Source organism: Peribacillus acanthi, from assembly GCF_003073175.1.
In the GTDB taxonomy this organism is placed as follows: Bacteria; Bacillota; Bacilli; order Bacillales; family DSM-1321; genus Bacillus_BN; species Bacillus_BN acanthi.
Genome location: NZ_QBBX01000002.1, coordinates 277,649 through 299,603, shown reverse-complemented (window position 1 = coordinate 299,603; position 21,955 = coordinate 277,649). Strand labels below are relative to the sequence as shown.

At 36.9% G+C, this 21,955-nt stretch carries 20 protein-coding genes; 18 read left to right on the top strand and 2 right to left on the bottom strand.

From position 1 onward, the window contains the following. From DBX25_RS21125 to DBX25_RS03140, 11 genes are all read left to right on the top strand, one after another. A partial coding sequence (locus DBX25_RS21125) for a 2-oxoacid:acceptor oxidoreductase subunit alpha (RefSeq protein ID WP_240620130.1) occupies positions 1–1,096 on the top strand: 1,096 nt, incomplete at its 5' end. 1 nt (position 1,097) lies between these two features. After that, positions 1,098–1,964 carry a 2-oxoacid:ferredoxin oxidoreductase subunit beta gene (locus DBX25_RS03190; protein WP_108669323.1) on the top strand — a complete coding sequence of 289 codons (867 nt, stop codon included), beginning with the start codon at positions 1,098–1,100 and terminating at the stop codon, positions 1,962–1,964. Between the two features lie 677 nt (positions 1,965–2,641). After that, positions 2,642–4,180, top strand: coding sequence for a tRNA (N6-isopentenyl adenosine(37)-C2)-methylthiotransferase MiaB (miaB, locus tag DBX25_RS03180; RefSeq protein WP_108669322.1), 1,539 nt, complete (start codon positions 2,642–2,644; stop codon positions 4,178–4,180). 1 nt (position 4,181) lies between these two features. Then, the gene (locus DBX25_RS03175; protein WP_108669321.1) at positions 4,182–4,610 is read left to right on the top strand and encodes a YlbF/YmcA family competence regulator; all 429 of its coding nucleotides are present in this window, start codon (positions 4,182–4,184) and stop codon (positions 4,608–4,610) included. 289 nt (positions 4,611–4,899) lie between these two features. After that, positions 4,900–5,442: an outer spore coat protein CotE gene (gene cotE, locus DBX25_RS03170; RefSeq protein WP_108669320.1), complete on the top strand. Its 543-nt coding sequence runs from the start codon at positions 4,900–4,902 to the stop codon at positions 5,440–5,442. Between the two features lie 142 nt (positions 5,443–5,584). Beyond that, positions 5,585–8,185, top strand: coding sequence for a DNA mismatch repair protein MutS (mutS, locus tag DBX25_RS03165; RefSeq protein WP_108669319.1), 2,601 nt, complete (start codon positions 5,585–5,587; stop codon positions 8,183–8,185). A gap of 22 nt (positions 8,186–8,207) precedes the next feature. Then, positions 8,208–10,040: a DNA mismatch repair endonuclease MutL gene (gene mutL / locus DBX25_RS03160; protein WP_108669318.1), complete on the top strand. Its 1,833-nt coding sequence runs from the start codon at positions 8,208–8,210 to the stop codon at positions 10,038–10,040. A gap of 237 nt (positions 10,041–10,277) precedes the next feature. After that, entirely contained in the window at positions 10,278–11,231 is a 954-nt protein-coding gene (gene miaA, locus DBX25_RS03155; RefSeq protein ID WP_108669351.1) for a tRNA (adenosine(37)-N6)-dimethylallyltransferase MiaA, read from the top strand. Positions 11,232–11,354: 123 nt separating this feature from the next. Beyond that, positions 11,355–11,588, top strand: coding sequence for an RNA chaperone Hfq (hfq, locus tag DBX25_RS03150; RefSeq protein ID WP_108669317.1), 234 nt, complete (start codon positions 11,355–11,357; stop codon positions 11,586–11,588). 273 nt (positions 11,589–11,861) lie between these two features. Then, entirely contained in the window at positions 11,862–12,830 is a 969-nt protein-coding gene (gene spoVK, locus DBX25_RS03145) for a stage V sporulation protein K (RefSeq protein ID WP_108669316.1), read from the top strand. A 16-nt stretch (positions 12,831–12,846) separates the two neighbouring features. Next, complete coding sequence (locus tag DBX25_RS03140; protein ID WP_108669315.1) at positions 12,847–13,095, top strand: glutaredoxin family protein; 249 nt, start codon at positions 12,847–12,849, stop codon at positions 13,093–13,095. Between the two features lie 39 nt (positions 13,096–13,134). Here DBX25_RS03140 and DBX25_RS03135 read toward each other — a convergent pair whose 3' ends face one another. Continuing rightward, positions 13,135–13,755, bottom strand: coding sequence for a trimeric intracellular cation channel family protein (locus DBX25_RS03135; protein WP_108669314.1), 621 nt, complete (start codon positions 13,753–13,755; stop codon positions 13,135–13,137). 261 nt (positions 13,756–14,016) lie between these two features. Between DBX25_RS03135 and DBX25_RS03130 the strand changes: the two genes are divergently transcribed. The 3 genes from DBX25_RS03130 (at position 14,017) to glnA (ending at position 17,321) form a co-directional block, all read left to right on the top strand. Continuing rightward, positions 14,017–15,285, top strand: a complete 1,269-nt coding sequence (locus tag DBX25_RS03130; RefSeq protein ID WP_108669313.1) for a methionine gamma-lyase family protein — start codon at positions 14,017–14,019, stop codon at positions 15,283–15,285. 253 nt (positions 15,286–15,538) lie between these two features. Then, on the top strand, positions 15,539–15,946 hold the full coding sequence (locus tag DBX25_RS03125) for a MerR family transcriptional regulator (protein WP_108669312.1): 408 nt from the start codon (positions 15,539–15,541) through the stop codon (positions 15,944–15,946). 40 nt (positions 15,947–15,986) lie between these two features. Beyond that, positions 15,987–17,321, top strand: coding sequence for a type I glutamate--ammonia ligase (glnA, locus tag DBX25_RS03120; protein ID WP_108669311.1), 1,335 nt, complete (start codon positions 15,987–15,989; stop codon positions 17,319–17,321). 265 nt (positions 17,322–17,586) lie between these two features. Here the strand turns inward: glnA and lexA are convergent, their stop codons facing one another. Beyond that, positions 17,587–18,213, bottom strand: coding sequence for a transcriptional repressor LexA (gene lexA / locus DBX25_RS03115; RefSeq protein WP_108669310.1), 627 nt, complete (start codon positions 18,211–18,213; stop codon positions 17,587–17,589). A 155-nt stretch (positions 18,214–18,368) separates the two neighbouring features. On the opposite strand from lexA, the gene yneA reads away from it, so the two are divergent. The 4 genes from yneA (at position 18,369) to tkt (ending at position 21,838) form a co-directional block, all read left to right on the top strand. Then, the gene (yneA, locus tag DBX25_RS03110) at positions 18,369–18,680 is read left to right on the top strand and encodes a cell division suppressor protein YneA (protein ID WP_108669309.1); all 312 of its coding nucleotides are present in this window, start codon (positions 18,369–18,371) and stop codon (positions 18,678–18,680) included. A gap of 15 nt (positions 18,681–18,695) precedes the next feature. After that, on the top strand, positions 18,696–19,346 hold the full coding sequence (locus DBX25_RS03105; RefSeq protein WP_108669308.1) for a YneB family resolvase-like protein: 651 nt from the start codon (positions 18,696–18,698) through the stop codon (positions 19,344–19,346). 75 nt (positions 19,347–19,421) lie between these two features. After that, on the top strand, positions 19,422–19,655 hold the full coding sequence (locus DBX25_RS03100) for a DUF896 domain-containing protein (RefSeq protein ID WP_108669307.1): 234 nt from the start codon (positions 19,422–19,424) through the stop codon (positions 19,653–19,655). Between the two features lie 176 nt (positions 19,656–19,831). Next, on the top strand, positions 19,832–21,838 hold the full coding sequence (gene tkt / locus DBX25_RS03095) for a transketolase (protein WP_108669306.1): 2,007 nt from the start codon (positions 19,832–19,834) through the stop codon (positions 21,836–21,838). Positions 21,839–21,955 lie beyond the last annotated feature (117 nt).

Here is a 21,955-nt window from a genome sequence, read left to right as displayed (position 1 = left end):
AGCAGCTGGATGCCGTTTTATGGCTGCATACCCAATTACTCCTGCATCAGAAATTATGGAATATCTTATTAAAAAGCTCCCTCCAGTTGGTGGAACAGTAATCCAAACTGAGGATGAAATCGCAGCAGTTACTATGGCTATCGGTGCAAACTATGCGGGTGTTCGTTCTCTGACTGCTTCTGCTGGGCCAGGTCTTTCATTGAAAATGGAAGCTATAGGCTTAGCTGGTATTACTGAAACGCCAATCGTAATCGTAGATACTCAACGTGGTGGTCCTTCTACTGGTTTACCAACAAAGCAAGAGCAATCTGACTTGATGGCTATGATTTATGGAACACACGGTGAAATACCTAAGATAGTTATGGCACCAAGCACTGTAGAAGAGGCTTTCTATGATACGACTGAAGCGTTTAACCTAGCTGAAGAATATCAATGCCCAGTAATTGTCTTATCAGATCTACAGCTGTCTTTAGGAAAACAAACTGTAAATCCACTTGATAATTCAAGAGTTGAAATCAGAAGAGGGAAGCTTGTAAAAGGTGATTTACCTGAAACTGATGAGTATTTCAAACGCTATGAAGTAACAGAAGATGGAGTATCTCCACGTGTAATCCCTGGCATGAAGGGTGGAATCCACCACGTGACAGGTGTTGAACATGATGAGTCAGGAAAACCGTCTGAGAGCGCTGCTAATCGTATTGCACAAATGGATAAGCGTATGAGGAAAATTGAAAACATCCGTTTCAATACTCCAGTGCATAAAGATGCAAAGCATGAAGAAGCTGACCTATTAATCGTGGGCTTTAACTCCACTCGTGGTGCTATTGAAGAAGCAATGACTCGATTAGAGAATGATGGTCTAAAAGTGAATCATGCTCATATACGATTGATTCATCCTTTCCCTACAAATGAAATCCTACCATTAGTGACGTCTGCTAAAAAAGTGGTAGTGGTTGAAAATAATGCGACAGGGCAGTTAGCCAATATCATGAAAATGAATGTTGGTCATGTCAATAAAATTAAGAGCCTCTTAAAATATGACGGAAACCCGTTCTTGCCGCATGAAATTCATTCACAATGCAAGGAGTTGTTCTAAGATGGCTACGTTTAAAGATTTTCGCAATAATGTAAAACCAAATTGGTGTCCTGGATGCGGAGACTTTTCAGTACAAGCAGCCATTCAAAGAGCAGCTGCTAATGTAGGTTTAACGCCTGAAAACTTAGCGGTTATTTCAGGGATTGGTTGCTCCGGACGTATTTCTGGTTACATTAAGTCATATGGTTTCCATGGAATTCACGGACGCTCACTTCCAATCGCACAAGGTGTGAAAATGGCTAATCGTGACTTGACGGTCATTGCATCTGGTGGAGATGGTGATGGTTTCGCAATCGGTATGGGTCATACCATCCATGCGATTCGCAGAAATATTGATGTCACTTACATTGTAATGGATAATCAAATCTATGGTTTAACTAAGGGACAAACATCCCCTCGTTCTGCTGCTGGTTTTAAAACTAAATCGACTCCTCAAGGTTCTGTAGAACAAGCTATTTCTCCAATGGAATTGGCTCTTTCTGCAGGAGCTACATTCGTGGCACAAAGCTTTTCAACAGATTTGAAGGATTTAACAGCCATCATTGAAGCTGGATTAAATCATAAAGGCTTCTCATTAATCAATGTATATAGCCCATGTGTTACATACAACAAGGTTAATACGTATGACTGGTTTAAGGAAAACCTTACAAAACTAAGTGATGTAGAAGGATATGATTCTTCAAACCGCGAACAAGCTATGCAAACACTAATGAAGTACAATAGCCTTGTCACTGGTATCATCTATCAAAATCAAGACCAAAAATCCTATCAAGAACTAATTCATGGATACAGCGATCAACCTTTAACAGAAGCAAACTTGGATCTTTCACAAGAAAGCTTTGATAAATTAGTTGCTGAGTTTATGTAAAACCAAAACCCGTCAGACTAAGTTTGACGGGTTTCTTGCTGTATTTATAGAGTATATCTATTCTACAGCTATCGGTTTATCTTTCAGAACTTTCGACGATTAGATCCAGCTCCAGCAGCATCTGCGGCGTCTGTCATCTCTTCTGTCGTCTCTTCTGTCATCTCTTCTGTCATCACGAGCACCAGCGACTAAATCCTCACGTACGCAACGATTAACAGCGCGGCAGAAATCGTTTCTGTTGATTGAAATTCTAGCATCAAGGACAACATCTCTGTTTCTGTCTCTGTCAGTAACGCCTAATACATCGCCATTATCACTGTTTCTCCAGCATCTATCAGAAACTCCTAATACGTTGTTCCCGTTTCCATTGTTACGGCAGCATCCCATTTCATTCACTCCTTTTTGTTCTTATTTAACTACACAACATCATATGTAACTGCGGGACAAGCGTGCGAGGTAAAAACCTAATTATTAATAGAATGTGTGTTAAACTAAATTATGAAAAAAACGATGTGTGAACAATTTCTAACAATTACTATCATAGAGGCGGTTCTATTGTTTCTTGTTACTAAAAGCTTTATACTATTGTAATGTGTACGTATTTTATTCACAGAAGTTAAATAGAGTAACAGATAAATCTTGAATTCGTAATGTCCGTTGCAGGAAGGGGTATATGAATGAACGAAAAGCAACGTTTAGAAAGCCAACAGGCTCAAACTATAAATTCATCAAATCAAAAATCTGAAAAAGATTTCAGTAAATACTTTGAAAAAGTCTACGTTGCACCTTCTTTACAAGATGCAAAAAAACGTGGAAAAGAAGAAGTAAAATACGAAAATGATTTTGCAATTCCAGTAGAGTTCCAGGGCATGGGGAATGGAAGAAAGTTTTTTATCCGCACCTATGGCTGTCAAATGAATGAACATGATACGGAAGTAATGGCTGGAATTTTTATGGCCCTTGGGTATGAAGTGGCAGAAAGTGTTGAAGATGCTAATGTTATTTTACTTAATACATGTGCCATTCGAGAAAATGCAGAAAACAAAGTGTTCGGTGAACTTGGACATCTAAAAACCTTAAAGAAAAACAGACCTGATTTGCTATTAGGTGTATGTGGATGTATGTCTCAAGAGGAATCGGTTGTAAATCGGATTTTGACGAAACATCCATTTGTAGACATGATTTTTGGAACACACAATATTCATCGTTTGCCCAATATCTTAAATGAAGCCTACCTCTCTAAAGAGATGGTCGTAGAAGTATGGTCAAAAGAGGGAGATGTCATTGAGAACCTTCCTAAAGTTAGACGAGGTAATATTAAGGGTTGGGTAAACATTATGTATGGTTGTGATAAATTCTGTACGTATTGCATTGTCCCTTATACCCGAGGCAAGGAAAGAAGTCGTCGACCTGAAGAAATAATTCAAGAGGTTAGGCAGTTGGCAGCTCAAGGATACCAAGAAATAACGTTATTAGGTCAAAACGTGAATGCTTATGGAAAAGACTTCTCTGACATGAAATACGGTCTTGGTGATTTAATGGATGAAATTAGAAAAATTGATATTCCTAGAATTCGATTCACTACAAGCCATCCTAGAGATTTTGACGATCATTTAATTGAGGTCCTTGCAAAAGGTGGAAATTTAGTCGAACATATTCACTTGCCAGTACAGTCTGGTAGCAGTGAAACATTAAAAATCATGGCACGTAAATACAGTCGTGAACGATACTTAGAGCTCGTACAAAAGATAAAAGCAGCAATTCCGAATGTTGCTTTGACTACAGATATCATTGTAGGTTTCCCGAATGAAACGGAAGAACAATTCGAAGAGACGATATCTTTATATCGTGAAGTAGGCTTTGATGCTGCTTTTACATTTATTTACTCACCACGTGAAGGTACACCAGCAGCAAACATGATAGACAATGTACCAATGGAAGTAAAAAAAGAGCGCCTTCAGCGTCTTAATGCAGTTGTTAATGAATTATCTGCCCTAAAAATGAAGGAGCATGAAGGACAAATCGTTGAAGTATTGGTTGAAGGGGAAAGTAAAAATAACCCGGATGTCCTTGCAGGATATACAAGAAAAAGTAAGCTGGTAAACTTTGTCGGACCTAAAACAGCGATTGGTAAATTAGTGAAGGTAAAGATTACAAACGCAAAAACTTGGTCATTAAACGGAGAATTGGTTGAAGAAACTGTAGAGGTGAACTAACATGGCAAAATATACAAAAGATGATTTATTAAAAAAAGCGGAAGAACTTGCAGCAATGATTGCTGAGACGGAAGAAGTAGATTTCTTTAAACGTGCAGAAGCACAAATCAATCAAAATCAAAAAATTCGGGAAATGATCGCAAGTATGAAGAGTCTTCAAAAACAAGCCATCAATTTTGAACACTATGGTAAAGAGAAGGCTTATGGACAAGTGCAACAAAAAATTGAAGCTCTTGAAGAAGAATTAAACAATATTCCGATTGTCCAAGAATTTAAGCAAACGCAAATTGATGTTAACGATATTCTTCAAATGGTAGCATCTGCTGTGTCTAACAAAGTAACTGATTTAATCATTGAATCCACTGGAGGAGACGTTCTTCGTGGAGAAACGGGTTCCAAAGTTAACGCTGGTGGAAGCAGCTGTTCTTAATATTCATAAAAAACCTTGCCCTTGGGTAAGGTTTTTTTTATTTTACTTTCGGATCGGATCTTGTATAAATCGGGTTACAGCCTTGAAACTCTCTACATTCATTCATCGATTAATATTTTTCAACGGAATGTAAAGAGTACTTTTGATTTTTAAGCACTATGCCCAGGCTATATGCATAAAATGTTTACATAAATACTTTTCTATTCCTTTTAAGTGCACAAATTCTTATCACACTAGTTATTTGTACCGCATAAGATGAATTGAAACTGAATGAGGAGGGTTCGCTCACATGTCATATTATAGAGAAATAATCACCCGGGCTGTGGTAGCAAAAGGACGTAAATTTACAAAGTCCACTGATATCATTTCCACGGATCATCATCCTTCCAGCATTCTTGGTTGTTGGATTATAAACCACTCTTACACAGCAAAAAAGGTCGGTAAAAAAGTTGAAGTATGCGGCAGTTATGAAGTGAACGTTTGGTATTCTTACAATAAAAATACTAAAACAGCCGTAAAATCTCAAAGAATCCACTATAAAGACGAAATAAAGCTGAAGTATAGAGATCCAGAAGCATTTGATGACCAAGAAATCATTGCGAAGGTAGTACAACAGCCAAACTGCATTGAAGCATGTATTTCAACATGTGGCAGCAAGATTGAAGTACAGGTAGAAAGAGAATTTTTCGTAGAAGTAATCGGTGAAACGAAAGTCTGTGTAGCAGTAAATCCAGATGGATGCTGTGATGACGATAATTGGTTCAACGATTTAGATGACGAAGAATTTGAAGATATTAATCCTGATTTTATTGTGGAATGTGAAGATGAATAAAAGTGCCATTAAAGACTAGGAATTATTCTTCCTAGTTTTTTTCTATTCTATTATTTACTGGAATATTTGCTTACCTGTTTAGAAAATCGGTACTATGTTATAATGGACAGGATATGAATTTTGTATTGAAAGGTTTGAATTTATGGCAACTTATACGCCTATGATACAGCAATATTTAACGATTAAGGCAGACTATCAAGATGCCTTTTTATTTTTTCGATTAGGTGATTTTTATGAAATGTTCTTTGATGATGCACTTAAAGCTTCACAAGAATTAGAAATAACATTAACAAGCCGTGATGGTGGTGGTGTCGACCGTATCCCGATGTGCGGGGTACCTTACCATTCAGCTGCAGGCTATATAGAGACATTAATTGAACGTGGATATAAGGTTGCGATCTGTGAACAAGTGGAAGATCCTAAGCAAACTAAAGGGGTCGTAAAGCGAGAAGTCGTCCAATTAATAACACCAGGGACTATCATGCAAGGAAAAGGAATTGAGGATAAAGAAAACAATTTTATCGCCTCCATTTCACTTTTTGATAATGGTTCAATCGGATTAGCCTATAATGATTTATCGACTGGCGAGAATAAAGTAACAGCTCTCACTGGTGGTTTTAATGAAGTAGTCAATGAATTGGCGTCGATCGGTGCTAAGGAAGTGGTAGTCGGTGACAACCTTCCAGATTCATTTATTACTGAATTAAAAGAGAGGTTCTCAATGGTCATAAGTATAGAGAATAACGATAATGTGATGGATCGTTTTTCTCCTATTTTATCTAAGATACACGATGACTCACTAATTAGGACAATGAGTAGGCTTCTAAATTACCTCTTTAAAACACAAAATAGGAGCTTAGATCACCTACAAGAGGCTACAACTTATGAATCTAATCAATTCTTAAAAATAGATTATCATTCGAAAAGAAACCTAGAAATAACAGAAACAATACGTACAAAAGGCAGGAAAGGCTCATTACTGTGGTTATTAGATGAAACAAAAACAGCCATGGGAGGGAGAATGCTAAAAAGTTGGATGGACAAGCCACTTGTTAATCTCCGTGAAATTGAGAGACGACAATCCATCGTTGAAAGCTTGATAGCACATTACTTTGAGCGTCAAGATTTAAGAGAAGCATTACAAAATGTTTATGACTTAGAAAGGCTTGCAGGAAGAGTCGCATTCGGAAATGTGAATGCCAGAGATTTGATGCAATTGAAAAAATCTTTATTACAAGTCCCTTATTTAATTGAGAATTTAAGGCTGTATGATAATCCTAATGTTTCAGAATTGGTAGAAGTGATTGATCCATGTGTAGAGCTTACAGACTTATTAGAAAATGCTATTGTGGACAATCCTCCATTATCTATAAAGGACGGAAGCATTATTAGAGATGGCTTCAATAAGGAGCTCGATCAATACCGTGATGCTAGTCGAAACGGAAAAACCTGGATAGCTGCACTGGAACAGCAGGAACGTGAACGTACTGGGATTAAATCATTGAAAATAGGATATAACCGTATTTTTGGTTATTATATTGAGATTACTAGAGCGAATTTAGGTAATCTTGAGGAAGGTCGCTATGAAAGAAAGCAAACCTTGAGCAATGCCGAAAGATTTATCACACCTGAACTGAAGGAAAAGGAAACGTTAATCCTTCAAGCGGAAGAGAAAATAGTGGATTTAGAATATCAATTATTTTTAACTATAAGAGAAGAGGTTAAAGGCTATATCCCTAGACTTCAAAGGTTAGCACGTACAATTAGTGAAATTGACGTACTACAATGTTTTGCAACTATTAGTGAGACGAGGAAGTATGTTAAACCAACTTTTACAGATGACCGGACCATTTTTATTGAAGAGGGCAGACACCCTGTTGTGGAAAAAGTCATGAAATCACAAGAGTATGTACCTAACGATTGTTATATGGACAGTGAACGCGACATACTTCTGATTACAGGTCCTAATATGTCTGGAAAAAGTACATTTATGAGACAAGTAGCTTTAACTGCGATTTTGGCTCAGTCAGGTTGTTTTGTACCTGCAACTAGAGCGGTTCTTCCAGTGTTTGATCAAATTTTTACGCGGATAGGAGCAGCTGATGATTTGATTGCTGGACAAAGCACGTTCATGGTTGAAATGTTGGAAGCAAAAAATGCAATTATTCATGCAACGAAGGATAGTTTAATTCTTTTTGATGAAATTGGAAGAGGAACCTCAACATATGATGGTATGGCACTTGCACAAGCCATCATTGAATACATCCATCAAAATATTGGAGCAAAAACTTTATTCTCAACTCATTACCATGAGTTGACGGATTTAGAAATTAAATTGGAAAGAGTTCATAACATTCACGTTAGTGCAGTGGAACAAAACGGTACCGTGGTTTTTCTTCATAAGATAAAAGACGGTCCGGCGGATCAAAGTTATGGAATTCATGTAGCTCAACTCGCGGAACTACCAGATTCATTGATTATTAGAGCAAAGGAAATTTTAATCCAACTAGAGCAATCAGAAGGTAAAGAGAAACCTAACATTCCTGCAATAGAAAGCAATTCAATCACGAAGGAAGATCAATCTCAATTATCTTTCTTTGACCAAGAAAAGATACAAGGAAATGAAACGAAGCATGAAAAGAAAATCCTTCAAGAATTAATAAAGCTCAATATTGTAGAAATGACACCAATGGATGCGATGAATACACTATATAAAATTCAAAAGGAACTTAAATCTAGATGACCTGAAAGCAGGGGGTGAAAATTTGGGGAAAATCATTCAACTCGATGATTCATTATCTAATAAAATTGCAGCTGGAGAGGTTGTAGAACGCCCAGCATCCGTTGTAAAAGAACTTGTAGAAAATTGCATTGATGCTAAAAGTACGATTATAGAGGTTTTTATCCAAGAAGCGGGACTGCAAAGCATCAGGATAGTAGACAATGGGGAGGGTATCGAGGATGATGATGTCTTAAAGGCATTCGATCGCCATGCTACAAGTAAAATCAAGGACGAAAATGACCTCTTCCGAATTCGAACCCTGGGTTTTCGTGGCGAAGCCTTGCCAAGTATAGCGTCGGTATCCTGTATTGATATTAAAACAAGTACTGGAAGCTCAGCAGGTGTACATCTTCAAATAGAAGGTGGAAAAGTGCTTCATCATGGAAAGACAACGGCGAGGAAGGGAACAGATATAACGGTTTCCGATTTGTTTTATAATACTCCAGCAAGGCTCAAATATGTAAAAACAGTTCATACCGAGCTTGGGAATATTAGTGATACTATGAATAGATTGGCTTTGTCACATCCCGAAATCTCATTCAAACTTATTCATCACGATAAAGTATTGCTCCACACAAATGGTAATGGAGACGTAAGGCAAGTGATGTCTGCAATATACGGGATGGCCGTGGCAAAGAAAATGGTTAGAATCGAAGGAACTAGCCTTGATTTTACTGTTGAAGGGTATATTTCACTCCCAGAAGTTACACGCGCAACAAGAAATTACCTATCAATTATGATTAATGGAAGATTTATTAAAAACTTTGCTCTAACTAAAGCAGTTTTAGAAGGGTATCATACGCTACTTCCAATTGGAAGATTCCCTATTGGATTAATAAGTATTTCAATGGACCCTATATTAGTAGATGTCAATGTCCATCCTTCTAAAATGGAAGTTAGACTAAGTAAAGAAACTGAATTGAATGGTCTTGTCACATCTATAATAAAAGAAGCATTTTCCAAGCAATCCCTTATTCCTTCTCAAAGGACTGTGATTGAGAAGGTAATCAACCCTGTTTCGGAACAACCTAGTTTTGATTTATCAAGGGTGGAGCCTGTATCAGCCGTAGTGATGGATTCAGCCATTCAAAAAGAATACGTACCAAAAGTGGAAAAACGTTTTGAAACTACTGTATTTGAAGAATGTACTGAAATGGATGAATTAGTTGAACAGTCTATATCACAAGATGGTGAAGTAATTAATTCTCAAGTGGAAGACACAAAGACATGTTCAAGGATTCCACCTTTATATTATATCGGTCAGATGCATGGGACGTATATTATGGCACAGAATGAAAATGGCCTATATATCATAGATCAGCATGCTGCCCAAGAACGCTTGAAGTACGAATATTTTAAAGAAAAAGTCGGTAAAGTGGAAAATAATCTCCAGGAATTACTCGTCCCAATGACATTATATTATTCAAGCGATGAAGTCATTAAAATTAATGAATATACTCATGAGTTGGAAAAAGTTGGTGTGTTTTTAGAGGAGTTCGGGAACAATGCTTATCTAGTCCGATCACATCCACAATGGTTCCCTAACGGAATCGAACAAGAAATAATCGAAGAAATGATTCAACAACTTCTTCAAATGAAAAAAGTAGATGTGAAAAAACTTCGAGAAGAGGCAGCAATTCTGATGAGTTGTAAAGCTTCGATTAAAGCGAATCATTATTTAACGAAACAAGAAATACAAGTGCTATTGGATGATTTAAGAGCTTGTAGTGATCCATTTACATGTCCACACGGTAGACCTATCATCGTACATTTTACAACGTACGAAATGGAAAAGATGTTTAAACGAGTGATGTAAACATATGTAGAGGCTTTTTATCTCAATGTAAAGGTTTGAGATAAAAAGCCTTTATTTGAATTTATTATCATGCTAGGTAAGAGTATAAAATAGGGGTTAATAACCAATAATGGTTAGATGTTCTCCTGTATTTGTGAAAATTATGGTAGTATTAAAAATGGTGTGTGATTTCGTAATGATTTAGAACAATGTTTCAAACAGAACTGATTAAATGTAGCAGGTAAGGCAGTGAAAGAAATGGTGGAAAAACAAAAATTAATTGTCATAATTGGACCAACTGCAGTAGGGAAGACGAAGTTGAGTGTGGAACTAGCACAACGTTTTAATGGTGAGGTTATAAGTGGTGATTCCATGCAAATTTACCGTGGTTTAGATATCGGAACTGCAAAAATCACTACTGAAGAAATGGATGGAGTACCACATCATCTGATTGATATTAAGGATCCCAAAGAGTCATTTAATGCAGCTGAATTTCAAGAGCTTGCATCGAATGTAATTCGTACTATCGCTCAAAGGGGAAACATCCCAATCATAGCGGGTGGAACAGGCTTATACATCCAATCACTCTTGTATCAATATGAATTTTCAGAAGCAGTTTCAGATCAAGAATTCAGACAAGAATGGGAGCAATTAGCTCAAAATATGGGTGAGGAATATGTTCATAACAGGCTTAGCGAAATTGACCCAGAAAGTGCTTCAAGAATCCATCCAAACAATACACGAAGAGTCATCCGTGCCTTGGAAATTTTCCACTTAACGGGTGTTACGATGACGGATACATTGAAAGCCCAGACAATGCAATCAAGATATGATTTTATCTTAATAGGTTTAGATATGAATCGAGACTTGTTATACGAGAGAATCAATAAACGAGTAGATTTAATGATTGAACAAGGGCTAATTAATGAAGTAATGGAACTTTACAACCAAGGAATTCGGGACGTACAATCTATCCAAGCTATTGGATACAAAGAAATTTATGAATACTTGGATGGTAAGTGTACATTAGATGTGGCAGTTGAGAAGTTAAAGCAAAATTCAAGAAGATATGCAAAGCGACAGCTTACATGGTTTAGAAATAAGATGAACGTAAATTGGTTCGATATGTCAAATGTCCAAGACTTCGAAAAAAAAGTTAGTGAAATCTCATATTTTATAGAGGGAAAGCTACACTTGAAATCGAATACATAACATATCACCGAGTAGAATGTTTCACATTCAAAAGGTTGGGTAAATCATAAGATGCTTTCGGATTTGCTATTAAAGATCCGATTATGCAGGTAATAACCTTAGAGATATAGAGGAGGAAGAAAAATGAAACAATCTGTAAATATCCAAGACCAAGTTTTGAACCAGCTAAGAAAAGATAATACATATGTAACGGTCTTCTTATTAAATGGTTTCCAAATTAGAGGCCAAATCAAAGGCTTCGATAACTTCACAGTTCTTTTTGAGAGTGAAGGTAAGCAACAACTAGTATTTAAACATGCGATTTCAACATTCGCGCCACAAAAAAATGTTCAAATCGATTTTGAAGGAAAAGAATAAGGAATTTAACAGGTCGGATTTACCGGCCTGTTTTTTATTTTTTTAATAGGTCTTTAAAAATAACGACTGTAATGCAGGAAAATTGAATATACATAGTTTGAAGGAAATATTTCTTGGGAAAGCGCAATAACTGACAAAAGTCTTAGAACAACAACGTTTTGTGTCGGATAGTGTTACAAAAGGTCGCAATATCCTATTTTTTGTATCGATTGAAATAGAAATATAGAGAATCTATTTTTTCTTAGAGTTCCTAAAAGCAAAGAGGTGACATCTTTGGAGCAACCATTTCACATGAATAGCAATGGAAGTGGAAAAATAAACATAGTCCTGAGTGGACAAAAGCGGAAAAATATAAAAAAGGATCCCCCTCTTAAGGAAATATATGAAAGGGAGATACCGTCCCACCATCTTGCATTGAAAGAAATTGAAGCAGAACTCGAGCAGTTGGTGGGGATGGAAGAAATGAAACAGACCATTAAACAAATATATGCGTGGATTTATGTAAACAAAAAAAGGGAAGAACAAGGATTGAAAGCTGGTAAGCAAGCTTTGCATATGATGTTTAAAGGTAATCCTGGAACGGGTAAAACCACAGTAGCAAGATTAATTGGCAAACTCTTTTTAAAAATGAATGTGCTGTCTAAAGGTCATTTGATTGAAGCTGAAAGGGCTGACCTAGTAGGAGAATACATTGGTCATACCGCACAAAAAACAAGAGATCTAATTAAAAAGGCGATTGGCGGAATACTTTTCATTGATGAGGCCTACTCATTGGGGAGAGGGGGAGAAAAGGACTTTGGAAAAGAAGCAATCGACACATTAGTAAAGCACATGGAAGACCGTCAGCATGAATTTATTCTAATTCTAGCAGGCTATTCAAGAGAGATGGATCATTTCTTAACCCTCAATCCTGGATTGCATTCCCGATTTCCGATTGTTGTTGATTTTCCGGACTATTCCATTCCGCAACTAATGGAGATTGCACAACGGATGTTAAAAGAAAGGGAATATGGTTTCAGTACAGATGGAGAAAGAAAGGTAAGGGAACATTTAGCCTATTTAAAAACAACCTGGAGTCCTATTAGTTTTTCGAATGGACGATATATTCGTAATTTGATTGAAAAGTCAATTCGTGCTCAAGCAATGCGGCTATTATTGCATGATGTGTATGATCGACATGATCTTATTACTATAAGAAGCCAAGATATATTATTTGATGAAGATGAAACAACTTTGCCATGATAAGGAGGAATTTTTTATGAATAACATAACAATATATACAACAAACACTTGCCCCTATTGTATACAAGCGAAAAACTTTTTAAATTCACAAGGTTTAAAATTTCAAGAGATTAATGTCCAACAGAATCAGGATGCTGCCCAAAAATTGGTCGAGGAAACTGGACAATTAGGTGTCCCTCAAATCAATATAAACGGAAACTGGGTCCTGGGTTTTGATCCTCAAGCTATTTTAACCTTTACAAATCAAGGAAATATTTTTAAATAATAAAAGGAGGCGAATAATTCGTCTCCTTTTGTGTTGACTTTAGTTTTCAAGTTTTCTTAATGGTCTATTTGGCAACCGCCATTTATAAGTATACGATAGGATTCTTAAAAGTGTAATGATGATAAATAGGCTATACATCTCTAATTGAGTATCCGTAAATCCCCACCCGACAAATAATCCACAGAGTATTGCCCAAACGGCATAAATTTCATCTTTAAAAACGAGTGGTTTTCTTCTAGCAAGTAAATCACGTACAATTCCACCACCGCTTCCTGTAAGAAGAGCTGCAAAAATCACAGCACTAATGGGATGATTCATTTCCGCAGCATATAGGGCACCTTGGATTGCAAATGCAGACAATCCGATTGCATCAAAGAAGTTCCCCCATTTATTCCAATGCTTCAAAAGGTTATTTGGAAAAAGAAAAACGGCTGTTATAGAAAGAATCGCAATGGTAAAGAACATACTTTGCCCCCATAGGGCTGAGACAGGAACTCCAATTAATAGATTTCGTATCGCTCCACCACCAAAAGCTGTAACGAGTCCTAGAAAATACACACCTAAAATATCGTATTCCTCTTCCATCGCAACAATTGCACCACTGACTGCAAACGCGATAGTTCCAATAATTGTCATAAGTTCCCAGCTAAATTCAGTCATAGTTAAAACACCTTCCATTAATGCTCTACAATGATGTTTGTAAAGGTTTACACAATAGGATATTGTATCATGCTAGAGGTTAAAAGTGATGATTTTTTTAAAATATTTTTCTTTTAATTTATTGCTAAACACATAACCATTAATAAGGAAGCATCTTAACATTCTGTTCAGAAATTCAGAAGAATGGTATGATTTCAATTGATATTGAAAGTAAAGCTAAGTTTTACACATCCATGAGATTTAATATAAAGGAGAATCAACATGTTTCAAAAATTATCTAACGGAGACTTGCTAAAACAATTAACGGAAGAAATTGAGTCGAAAATTGCCCCATTTCATAAAAAAACAGATCAAATGATTGAGACGAACCAATATCGGGTATTGGAAAGCTATAGAAAACATCGAGTGAGTGATTCACACTTCATTCCTACTACAGGATATGGATATGATGACAATGGTCGAGATACTTTAGAAAGTATTTATGGAGAAGTATTTGGAGGAGAGGCAGGTTTGGTGAGGCCTCAAATTATTTCAGGTACACATGCCATTTCCATTTCCTTATTTGGTGTGTTACGACCAGGAGATGAATTGATCTACATAACAGGAAAGCCGTATGACACCTTAGAAGAAATTGTTGGTATTAGAGGCACGGGTAACGGCTCTTTGAAGGAGTTCAATATTGACTATAAAGCGGTTCCTTTGACGAATGAAGGAAAAGTGGATTTTAATGCTGTAAGCGATGCAATCTCTCCAAAGACAAAAATGATTGGGATTCAACGGTCAAAAGGTTATGCTAACAGACCATCTTTTACGATATCGGAAATTAAAGAAATGATTGATTTTGTAAAAGAGATTAAATCTGATGTAATAGTATTTGTCGACAATTGTTATGGAGAGTTTGTTGAGGAACAAGAACCATGCCATGTTGGCGCTGATTTAATGGCAGGATCGCTTATCAAAAACCCTGGTGGTGGACTAGCTAAAACGGGTGGATACATAGTAGGGAAAAAGAAATGGGTGGAATCGTGTTCTTATAGATTGACATCTCCAGGAATAGGCAGTGAAGCTGGGGCATCTCTCTATAGTCTTCAAGAAATGTATCAAGGATTTTTCTTAGCACCGCACATAGTTGGTCAAGCATTAAAAGGTGCTATGTTTACATCAGCATTGCTTGAAAGGGTAGGAATGAACACGCACCCTAAATGGAATGCCTATCGAACAGATTTAATTCAATCCGTTGAATTCAACGACAAGGACCTTATGGTTGCATTTTGCCAAGCTATCCAGTTTGCATCACCGATTAATTCACATGTTACGCCATATCCTGCTTATATGCCTGGGTACGAAGATGATGTCATTATGGCGGCAGGAACATTTATTCAGGGAGCGAGTATGGAATTGACGGCAGATGGACCGATTAGGCCACCCTATGTAGCCTATGTGCAAGGTGGATTAACATACTCACATGTGAAAATAGCAGTTCTAACAGCTATTAGCCATTTAATGGATAAAGGATTATTGAAGTTGTAAGCATAAAAAGAAGCCTCATTTTGAGGTTTCTTTTTTATAAGCTACGTTAATGCACCATTATTGACTGAAGTGGGAAGCCAATGTCTCTCTGAAAACAAGAACAAACCTATTACATCGTATTAAACCAACAATCTATGCGAAAAAAGGTTTGAAAATAGAAGTTAAAAAATCATGTTAGAAAATATAACATTAGTTTGACATTATTTCTGACATTGCATATAATGTGTCTATAGAGTTAAAGGAGGATGTGCTGATGAGCGGCAGTAATATTCGAAGATCCATGCCACTCTTTCCAATGGGGATTGTCATGCAGCTAACAGAATTGACAGCAAGGCAAATTCGCTATTATGAAGAGCATCAATTAATCACTCCAGCTAGAACAGACGGTAATCGAAGACTTTATTCTCTAAATGATATTGATATATTGCTAGAGATTAAGGAATTGATTGAACAAGGTGTGAACCTTGCCGGCATCAAAAAAATATTTACTGTTAAACAAGAAGCTACATTAAGTGCATTAGCACCTGAGATGCAAAAAGATAAAGGCAAACCCGAATTAACTGACTCAGAATTGCGCAAGCTACTTCGGTCAGAACTAATTCATAATAATAAAAATCGTCCATCTTTGCGTCAAGGTGATATGTCACGCTTCTTTCATTAAAAAAAATAATAATCAATGATTAACAGGGAGGAATTTTTGTATGGGTAAGTATACTCGAGAAGACATTACACGTTTAGCTAAGGAAGAGAATGTTAAGTACATCCGTTTACAGTTCACTGATATTCTAGGAACAATTAAAAACGTTGAAATCCCTGTTAGCCAATTAGAAAAAGCATTAGATAACAAAATGATGTTTGACGGTTCTTCTATTGAAGGATTTGTACGTATCGAAGAATCAGATATGTTGTTATATCCTGATTTAGACACTTGGGTAGTATTCCCTTGGACTGCAGAAAAAGGAAAAGTTGCTCGTTTAATCTGTGATATCTACACTCCAGAAGGAACTCCATTCGAGGGAGATCCGCGTGCAAACCTTAAGAGAGTTCTAAAAGAGATGGAAGAGCTTGGATTTACAGATTTCAACCTAGGGCCTGAGCCAGAATTCTTCTTATTCAAACTTGATGAAAAAGGCGAGCCTACTCTTGAGCTGAACGATAAAGGTGGATATTTTGACCTTGCTCCAACGGACTTAGGGGAAAATTGCCGTCGTGATATCGTATTGGAGCTTGAAGAAATGGGCTTTGAAATCGAAGCATCTCACCACGAAGTGGCACCAGGTCAACATGAAATTGACTTTAAATATGCTGATGCTATTACAGCTTGTGACCACATTCAAACATTTAAGCTTGTTGTTAAGACAATTGCTCGTAAACACGGCTTACACGCAACATTCATGCCAAAACCATTATTCGGGGTAAATGGATCTGGAATGCACTGTAACGTTTCTTTATTCAAAGGTAAAGAAAATGTATTCTATGATACTCAAGGACAATTAGAACTTAGTGATACTGCTCGTCAATTCATCGCGGGTATCATCAAGCACGCTCCAAACTTTACAGCAGTAACAAATCCTACTGTAAATTCTTATAAGCGTCTTGTTCCTGGTTATGAAGCTCCTTGTTACGTAGCTTGGTCAGCTCGCAACAGAAGTCCACTAATCCGTATCCCTGCATCTCGTGGTTTAAGCACGCGTGTTGAGGTTCGTAGTGTAGACCCTGCAGCAAATCCATACTTGGCAATGGCTGTATTATTAAAAGCTGGTTTAGACGGAATCAAAAACAACTTGACTCCACCAAAACCAGTTGACCGCAACATCTACGTTATGACTAAAGAAGAGCGTGTAGAAGAGGGAATCGTTGATTTACCAGCTACTCTTTATGCGGCACTTGAAAACCTTAAGTCAGACGAAGTAATCAAGAGCGCACTTGGAGAGCACTTATTAGAGCACTTCATTGAAGCGAAAGAAATTGAATGGGATATGTTCCGTACTCAAGTTCATCCATGGGAACGCGAGCAATATATGAGCATGTACTAATCATGGGGAACCCTCGACACTTTTAGTGTTGAGGGTTATTTTTTTACTTTTTTAAAAAATTGGACAGAAATGAGGATATTCAATATAGTGGCTAATTTTAGGAATAAAGCGCATAACTGCAACTAGGAAATTGCTGGGTGCTTAGGCATAGTACTGGTTAAGATTTATTATGTATAATTTTGTGTTAAAGATATTTTAGTCAGGAGATTTAAATAAATCGAGAATGTTTGTCCGAAAATACAAAAAAAGCGCCTAGGGCGCTTTTTTAATGGATTTCTCTATATAATCCTATAACCTTACCTAAAATCGATACATTTTGAAGAATGATAGGTTCTAGACTTGAGTTTTCAGGTTGTAGTCTAAAATAGTCCTTCTCTTTGAAGAAACGCTTTACTGTTGCTTCGTCTTCTTCTGTCATGGCAACAACGATATCCCCATTATTAGCGGTTTTCTGTTGTTTAACGATGACATAATCTCCATCATGAATGCCTGCTTCAATCATACTATCACCCATAATTTCAAGCATGAATACTTGCTCATCATGACCAGCAGCCAAGTGTTCTGGCAAAGGAAAGTATTCTTCGACATTTTCAATGGCTGTAATGGGTTGACCGGCAGTTACCTTCCCAATGAGAGGGACATTAATGACGTTTGGTCGAGGAATAGATAGCTCTTCTTCCAATTCTAAAATTTCAATCGCTCTTGGTTTTGTTGGATCTCTTCTAATCAGGCCTTTGCTTTCCAATCTGGCAAGATGACCGTGAACAGTAGAGCTGGAAGCCAGGCCAACTGCTTCTCCAATTTCTCGAACGGAAGGTGGATAGCCTTTTTTTCTAACTTCATCCTTAATGAATCCAAGAATGTCCTCCTGACGTTTCGACAATTTGTTCATAGTCGCACCCCATCTCTTAATCTTAAGAAAATTATAGCATGTCTATAAAAAAGATACAAACATATGTTTGAATTTCTGTTGACACAAACAAATGTTCTTATTACAATGAATTTATAAAACAGAACATATATTCGCGAATTAGGAGATGACATAAAATGTTAAAATCTTTATTAGATCGCTATTCTTTCACATTAATATTATTAGGTGTTTCTTTTGTTTTATCAATTGTTACTCTATTTCATTTAGCAAAATCACCAAATGAAGAGTTTCTATCAGTAACGGTTGCTAAAGGTGATACCATTTGGGATTTAGCAAATCAATATGAAACGGAAGATTTATCAAAGCAAGACATAATCTCATGGATTGAAAAACATAATGAAATCAACATCAATGAAATAAAGCCTGGACAATCCATTGTGTTACCGATAAAGTCATCGATGTATGAAAATCAATATGCGAGTAAATAAAAAGGGATGAAAGATATGAAAGCTGTCATTTATTGCCGAGTGAGTACTGAGAAGGAAACACAAGAAACCTCATTAGTTCGACAGGAATTGGAGCTTGTGGAATTGGCAAAGGCTCGAGGGATGAATGTCATTCAATCAATTAAAGAAAAAGCGAGTGGGTTTGAAATAGATAGGGAAGGAATCCTTGAGGTATTAGATTTAATTAAGGACCAAAGTGTTGACGCCTTATTAATACAAGATGAAACAAGACTTGGAAGAGGAAATGCAAAGGTAGCACTTCTTCACTTTTTGCTGAAAAACGGTGTAAAAATCTATACAATTTCCCACAAAGGTGAATTCGAGCTTTCTGAATCGGATAGTATGGTCCTTCAAATAGTAGGAATTGTTGAAGAATATCAAAGAAAGCTCCATAACTTAAAAATAAAGAGAGGAATGAAAAGAGCAGTTGAACAAGGTTACCGCCCTGAAAAAAATATAAAGAACCAAGGGGCCTACGGCGGAAGAGAAAAGATTGTTGTCCCCACTGAAGAAATAGTGCGTTTGAGGAAAAATGGACTTACTTTTCATGAAATTGCAGCCACTTTAAGAGGGTTCGGATATGATGTGTCCAAAGCTACTGTCCATAGAAGGTATGTAGAATTTGAACAAACTACCAATGAGAAATAATGCTTTTATCTTGTAAACTATTTCATTTTTATATAACATGACAGTATTGAACTATCTCTGATAAGGAGCGTTAACATGCTGTCAAAAGAAAAATTAGCAAGAATAAATGAGTTATCAAAAAAATCAAAGTCCGTTGGCTTAACTATAGAAGAAGCTAAAGAGCAAACAAAACTTCGTAGTGAATACTTAACCACTTTTAGAAAATCTATGTCAGATACAATCGAGCATTTGACTGTAATAGACCCAAACGGTAACGATGTTACACCAGAAAAACTAAAGGCAATTAAAAACAAAAATAAGTTACATTAAAAGGATGCTATGAATTGCATTCTTTTTTTTATACATACTAAAAATATGTTTGTGTTTGTCCATATTATGAAAATAGTTTATAATTTGATGTCTCATAAGGGTTTTAAGTTGTCAACTTTCCTTAGTATCTATAATATTAAATCAAAGTAATTTTCATTAATGAAAGGATGTATGAAATGACAGACAAATTGGATGTATTATCCATAAATTCTATTAGAACATTATCCATTGATGCAATTGAAAAGGCTAATTCTGGTCATCCAGGTATGCCTATGGGTGCAGCGCCTATGGCATATACCCTATGGACAAAGTTTATGAACCATAACCCTAATAATCCAACTTGGTTCAATAGAGATCGCTTTGTTCTTTCAGCAGGTCATGGATCGATGCTTTTATATAGCTTGTTACATTTATCTGGCTATGATTTATCAATGGATGAGATTAAATCATTCAGACAATGGGGCAGTAAAACACCAGGTCATCCTGAGTATAAACATACTCCAGGTGTAGAAGCCACTACAGGTCCACTTGGACAAGGTGTTGCCATGGCCGTTGGAATGGCTATGGCTGAAAGACATTTAGCGGGCACATATAATAAAGAAGGTTTCGAAGTGGTTGATCACTTTACATATAGTATTTGTGGTGATGGCGATTTAATGGAAGGCGTATCAGCAGAAGCTGCATCACTAGCTGCACATCTTAAACTTGGTCGCTTAGTTGTATTATATGATTCGAATGATATTTCTCTTGATGGTGATCTAAATCAATCGTTCAGTGAAAGTGTGGAAGGTCGTTTTAAAGCATATGGTTGGCAATACATTCGTGTGAATGATGGTAATGATATCGAGGAGCTTTCAAATGCATTAAGCCAAGCAAAATCCGATTTAAACCATCCAACTTTAATTGAAGTCAAAACAGTGATTGGGTATGGAGCTCCTACCAAATCTGGAAAATCAGCAGTACACGGTGCTCCACTTGGCGCAGATGAATTAAAACTAACAAAAGAGTATTACAAGTGGACTTTCGAAGAGGATTTCCATGTGCCAAATGAAGTGTATGAGCACTTTAAGAAGGCATGCGTTGAAGCAGGAAAATCTAAGGAAGAAGAATGGAATACACTTTTTGAAAAATACAAAGAAGCGTATCCTGAGCTTGGTAATCAGCTTCAAGCTGCTATTGAAGGAAAGTTGCCAGAGGGATGGGATTCTGAAATACCAGTTTATGAAGAAGGAAAGAGCTTAGCAAGCCGTGCATCAAGTGGTGAGGTATTAAATGCAATCGCTAAGAACCTTCCAACATTCTTTGGTGGATCAGCTGATTTAGCAGGGTCGAACAATACCATGATTAAAGGTGCGAAAGACTTCCTTCCACAACATTATGAAGGCCGTAACATATGGTTTGGAGTTCGTGAATTTGCAATGGGTGCTGCATTAAATGGAATGGCACTTCATGGGGGCTTAAATGTATACGGAGGGACATTCTTCGTATTCTCTGACTATTTACGTCCAGCTATACGTTTATCAGCATTGATGCAACTTCCGGTTACGTATGTGTTTACACATGATAGTATCGCAGTAGGTGAAGATGGTCCGACTCATGAACCAATTGAACAATTGCCATCCCTTCGCTCAATGCCAGGATTATCTGTTGTTCGTCCTGCAGATGGTAATGAAACTGCAGCTGCATGGAAGCTTGCAATCGAGAGTACAGATCGACCGACTGTTTTAGTTTTGACACGCCAAAACCTTCCTACGATTAAAGGTACGAAGGAAAATGCATATGAAGGTGTTTCAAAAGGTGCATATGTAATCTCTGTTTCGGGAAAAGAAACTGCAGATGGTCTTTTACTTGCTTCTGGTTCAGAAGTAAATTTAGCGATCGAAGCTCAACAAGCCCTTGCAGCAGAAGGTATAAATGTTTCAGTTGTAAGTATGCCTTCGTTTGACAGATTTGAACAACAACCACAAAGCTATAAAGATTCTGTTATCCCTCCTAATGTTAAAAAGAGATTAGGGATTGAAATGGCTTCTTCTTTTGGTTGGCATAAATATGTTGGAGATGAGGGTGAAGTATTAGGAATCGACCAATTCGGTGCTTCTGCTCCAGGTAATAAAATCATGGAGGAATATGGTTTCTCAGTTGCAAATGTTGTTGCAAGAATGAAAGCGATTCTTCAAAAATAAACAAACAAAAGAGGTATCCGTGCGGATATCTCTTTTTGTATTTTAAGAAATTATTTAATGGTAGTAGGGGAGTGAGTTTCTGGTAAATCAGAATATATATAACTTATTCTCTCGTTG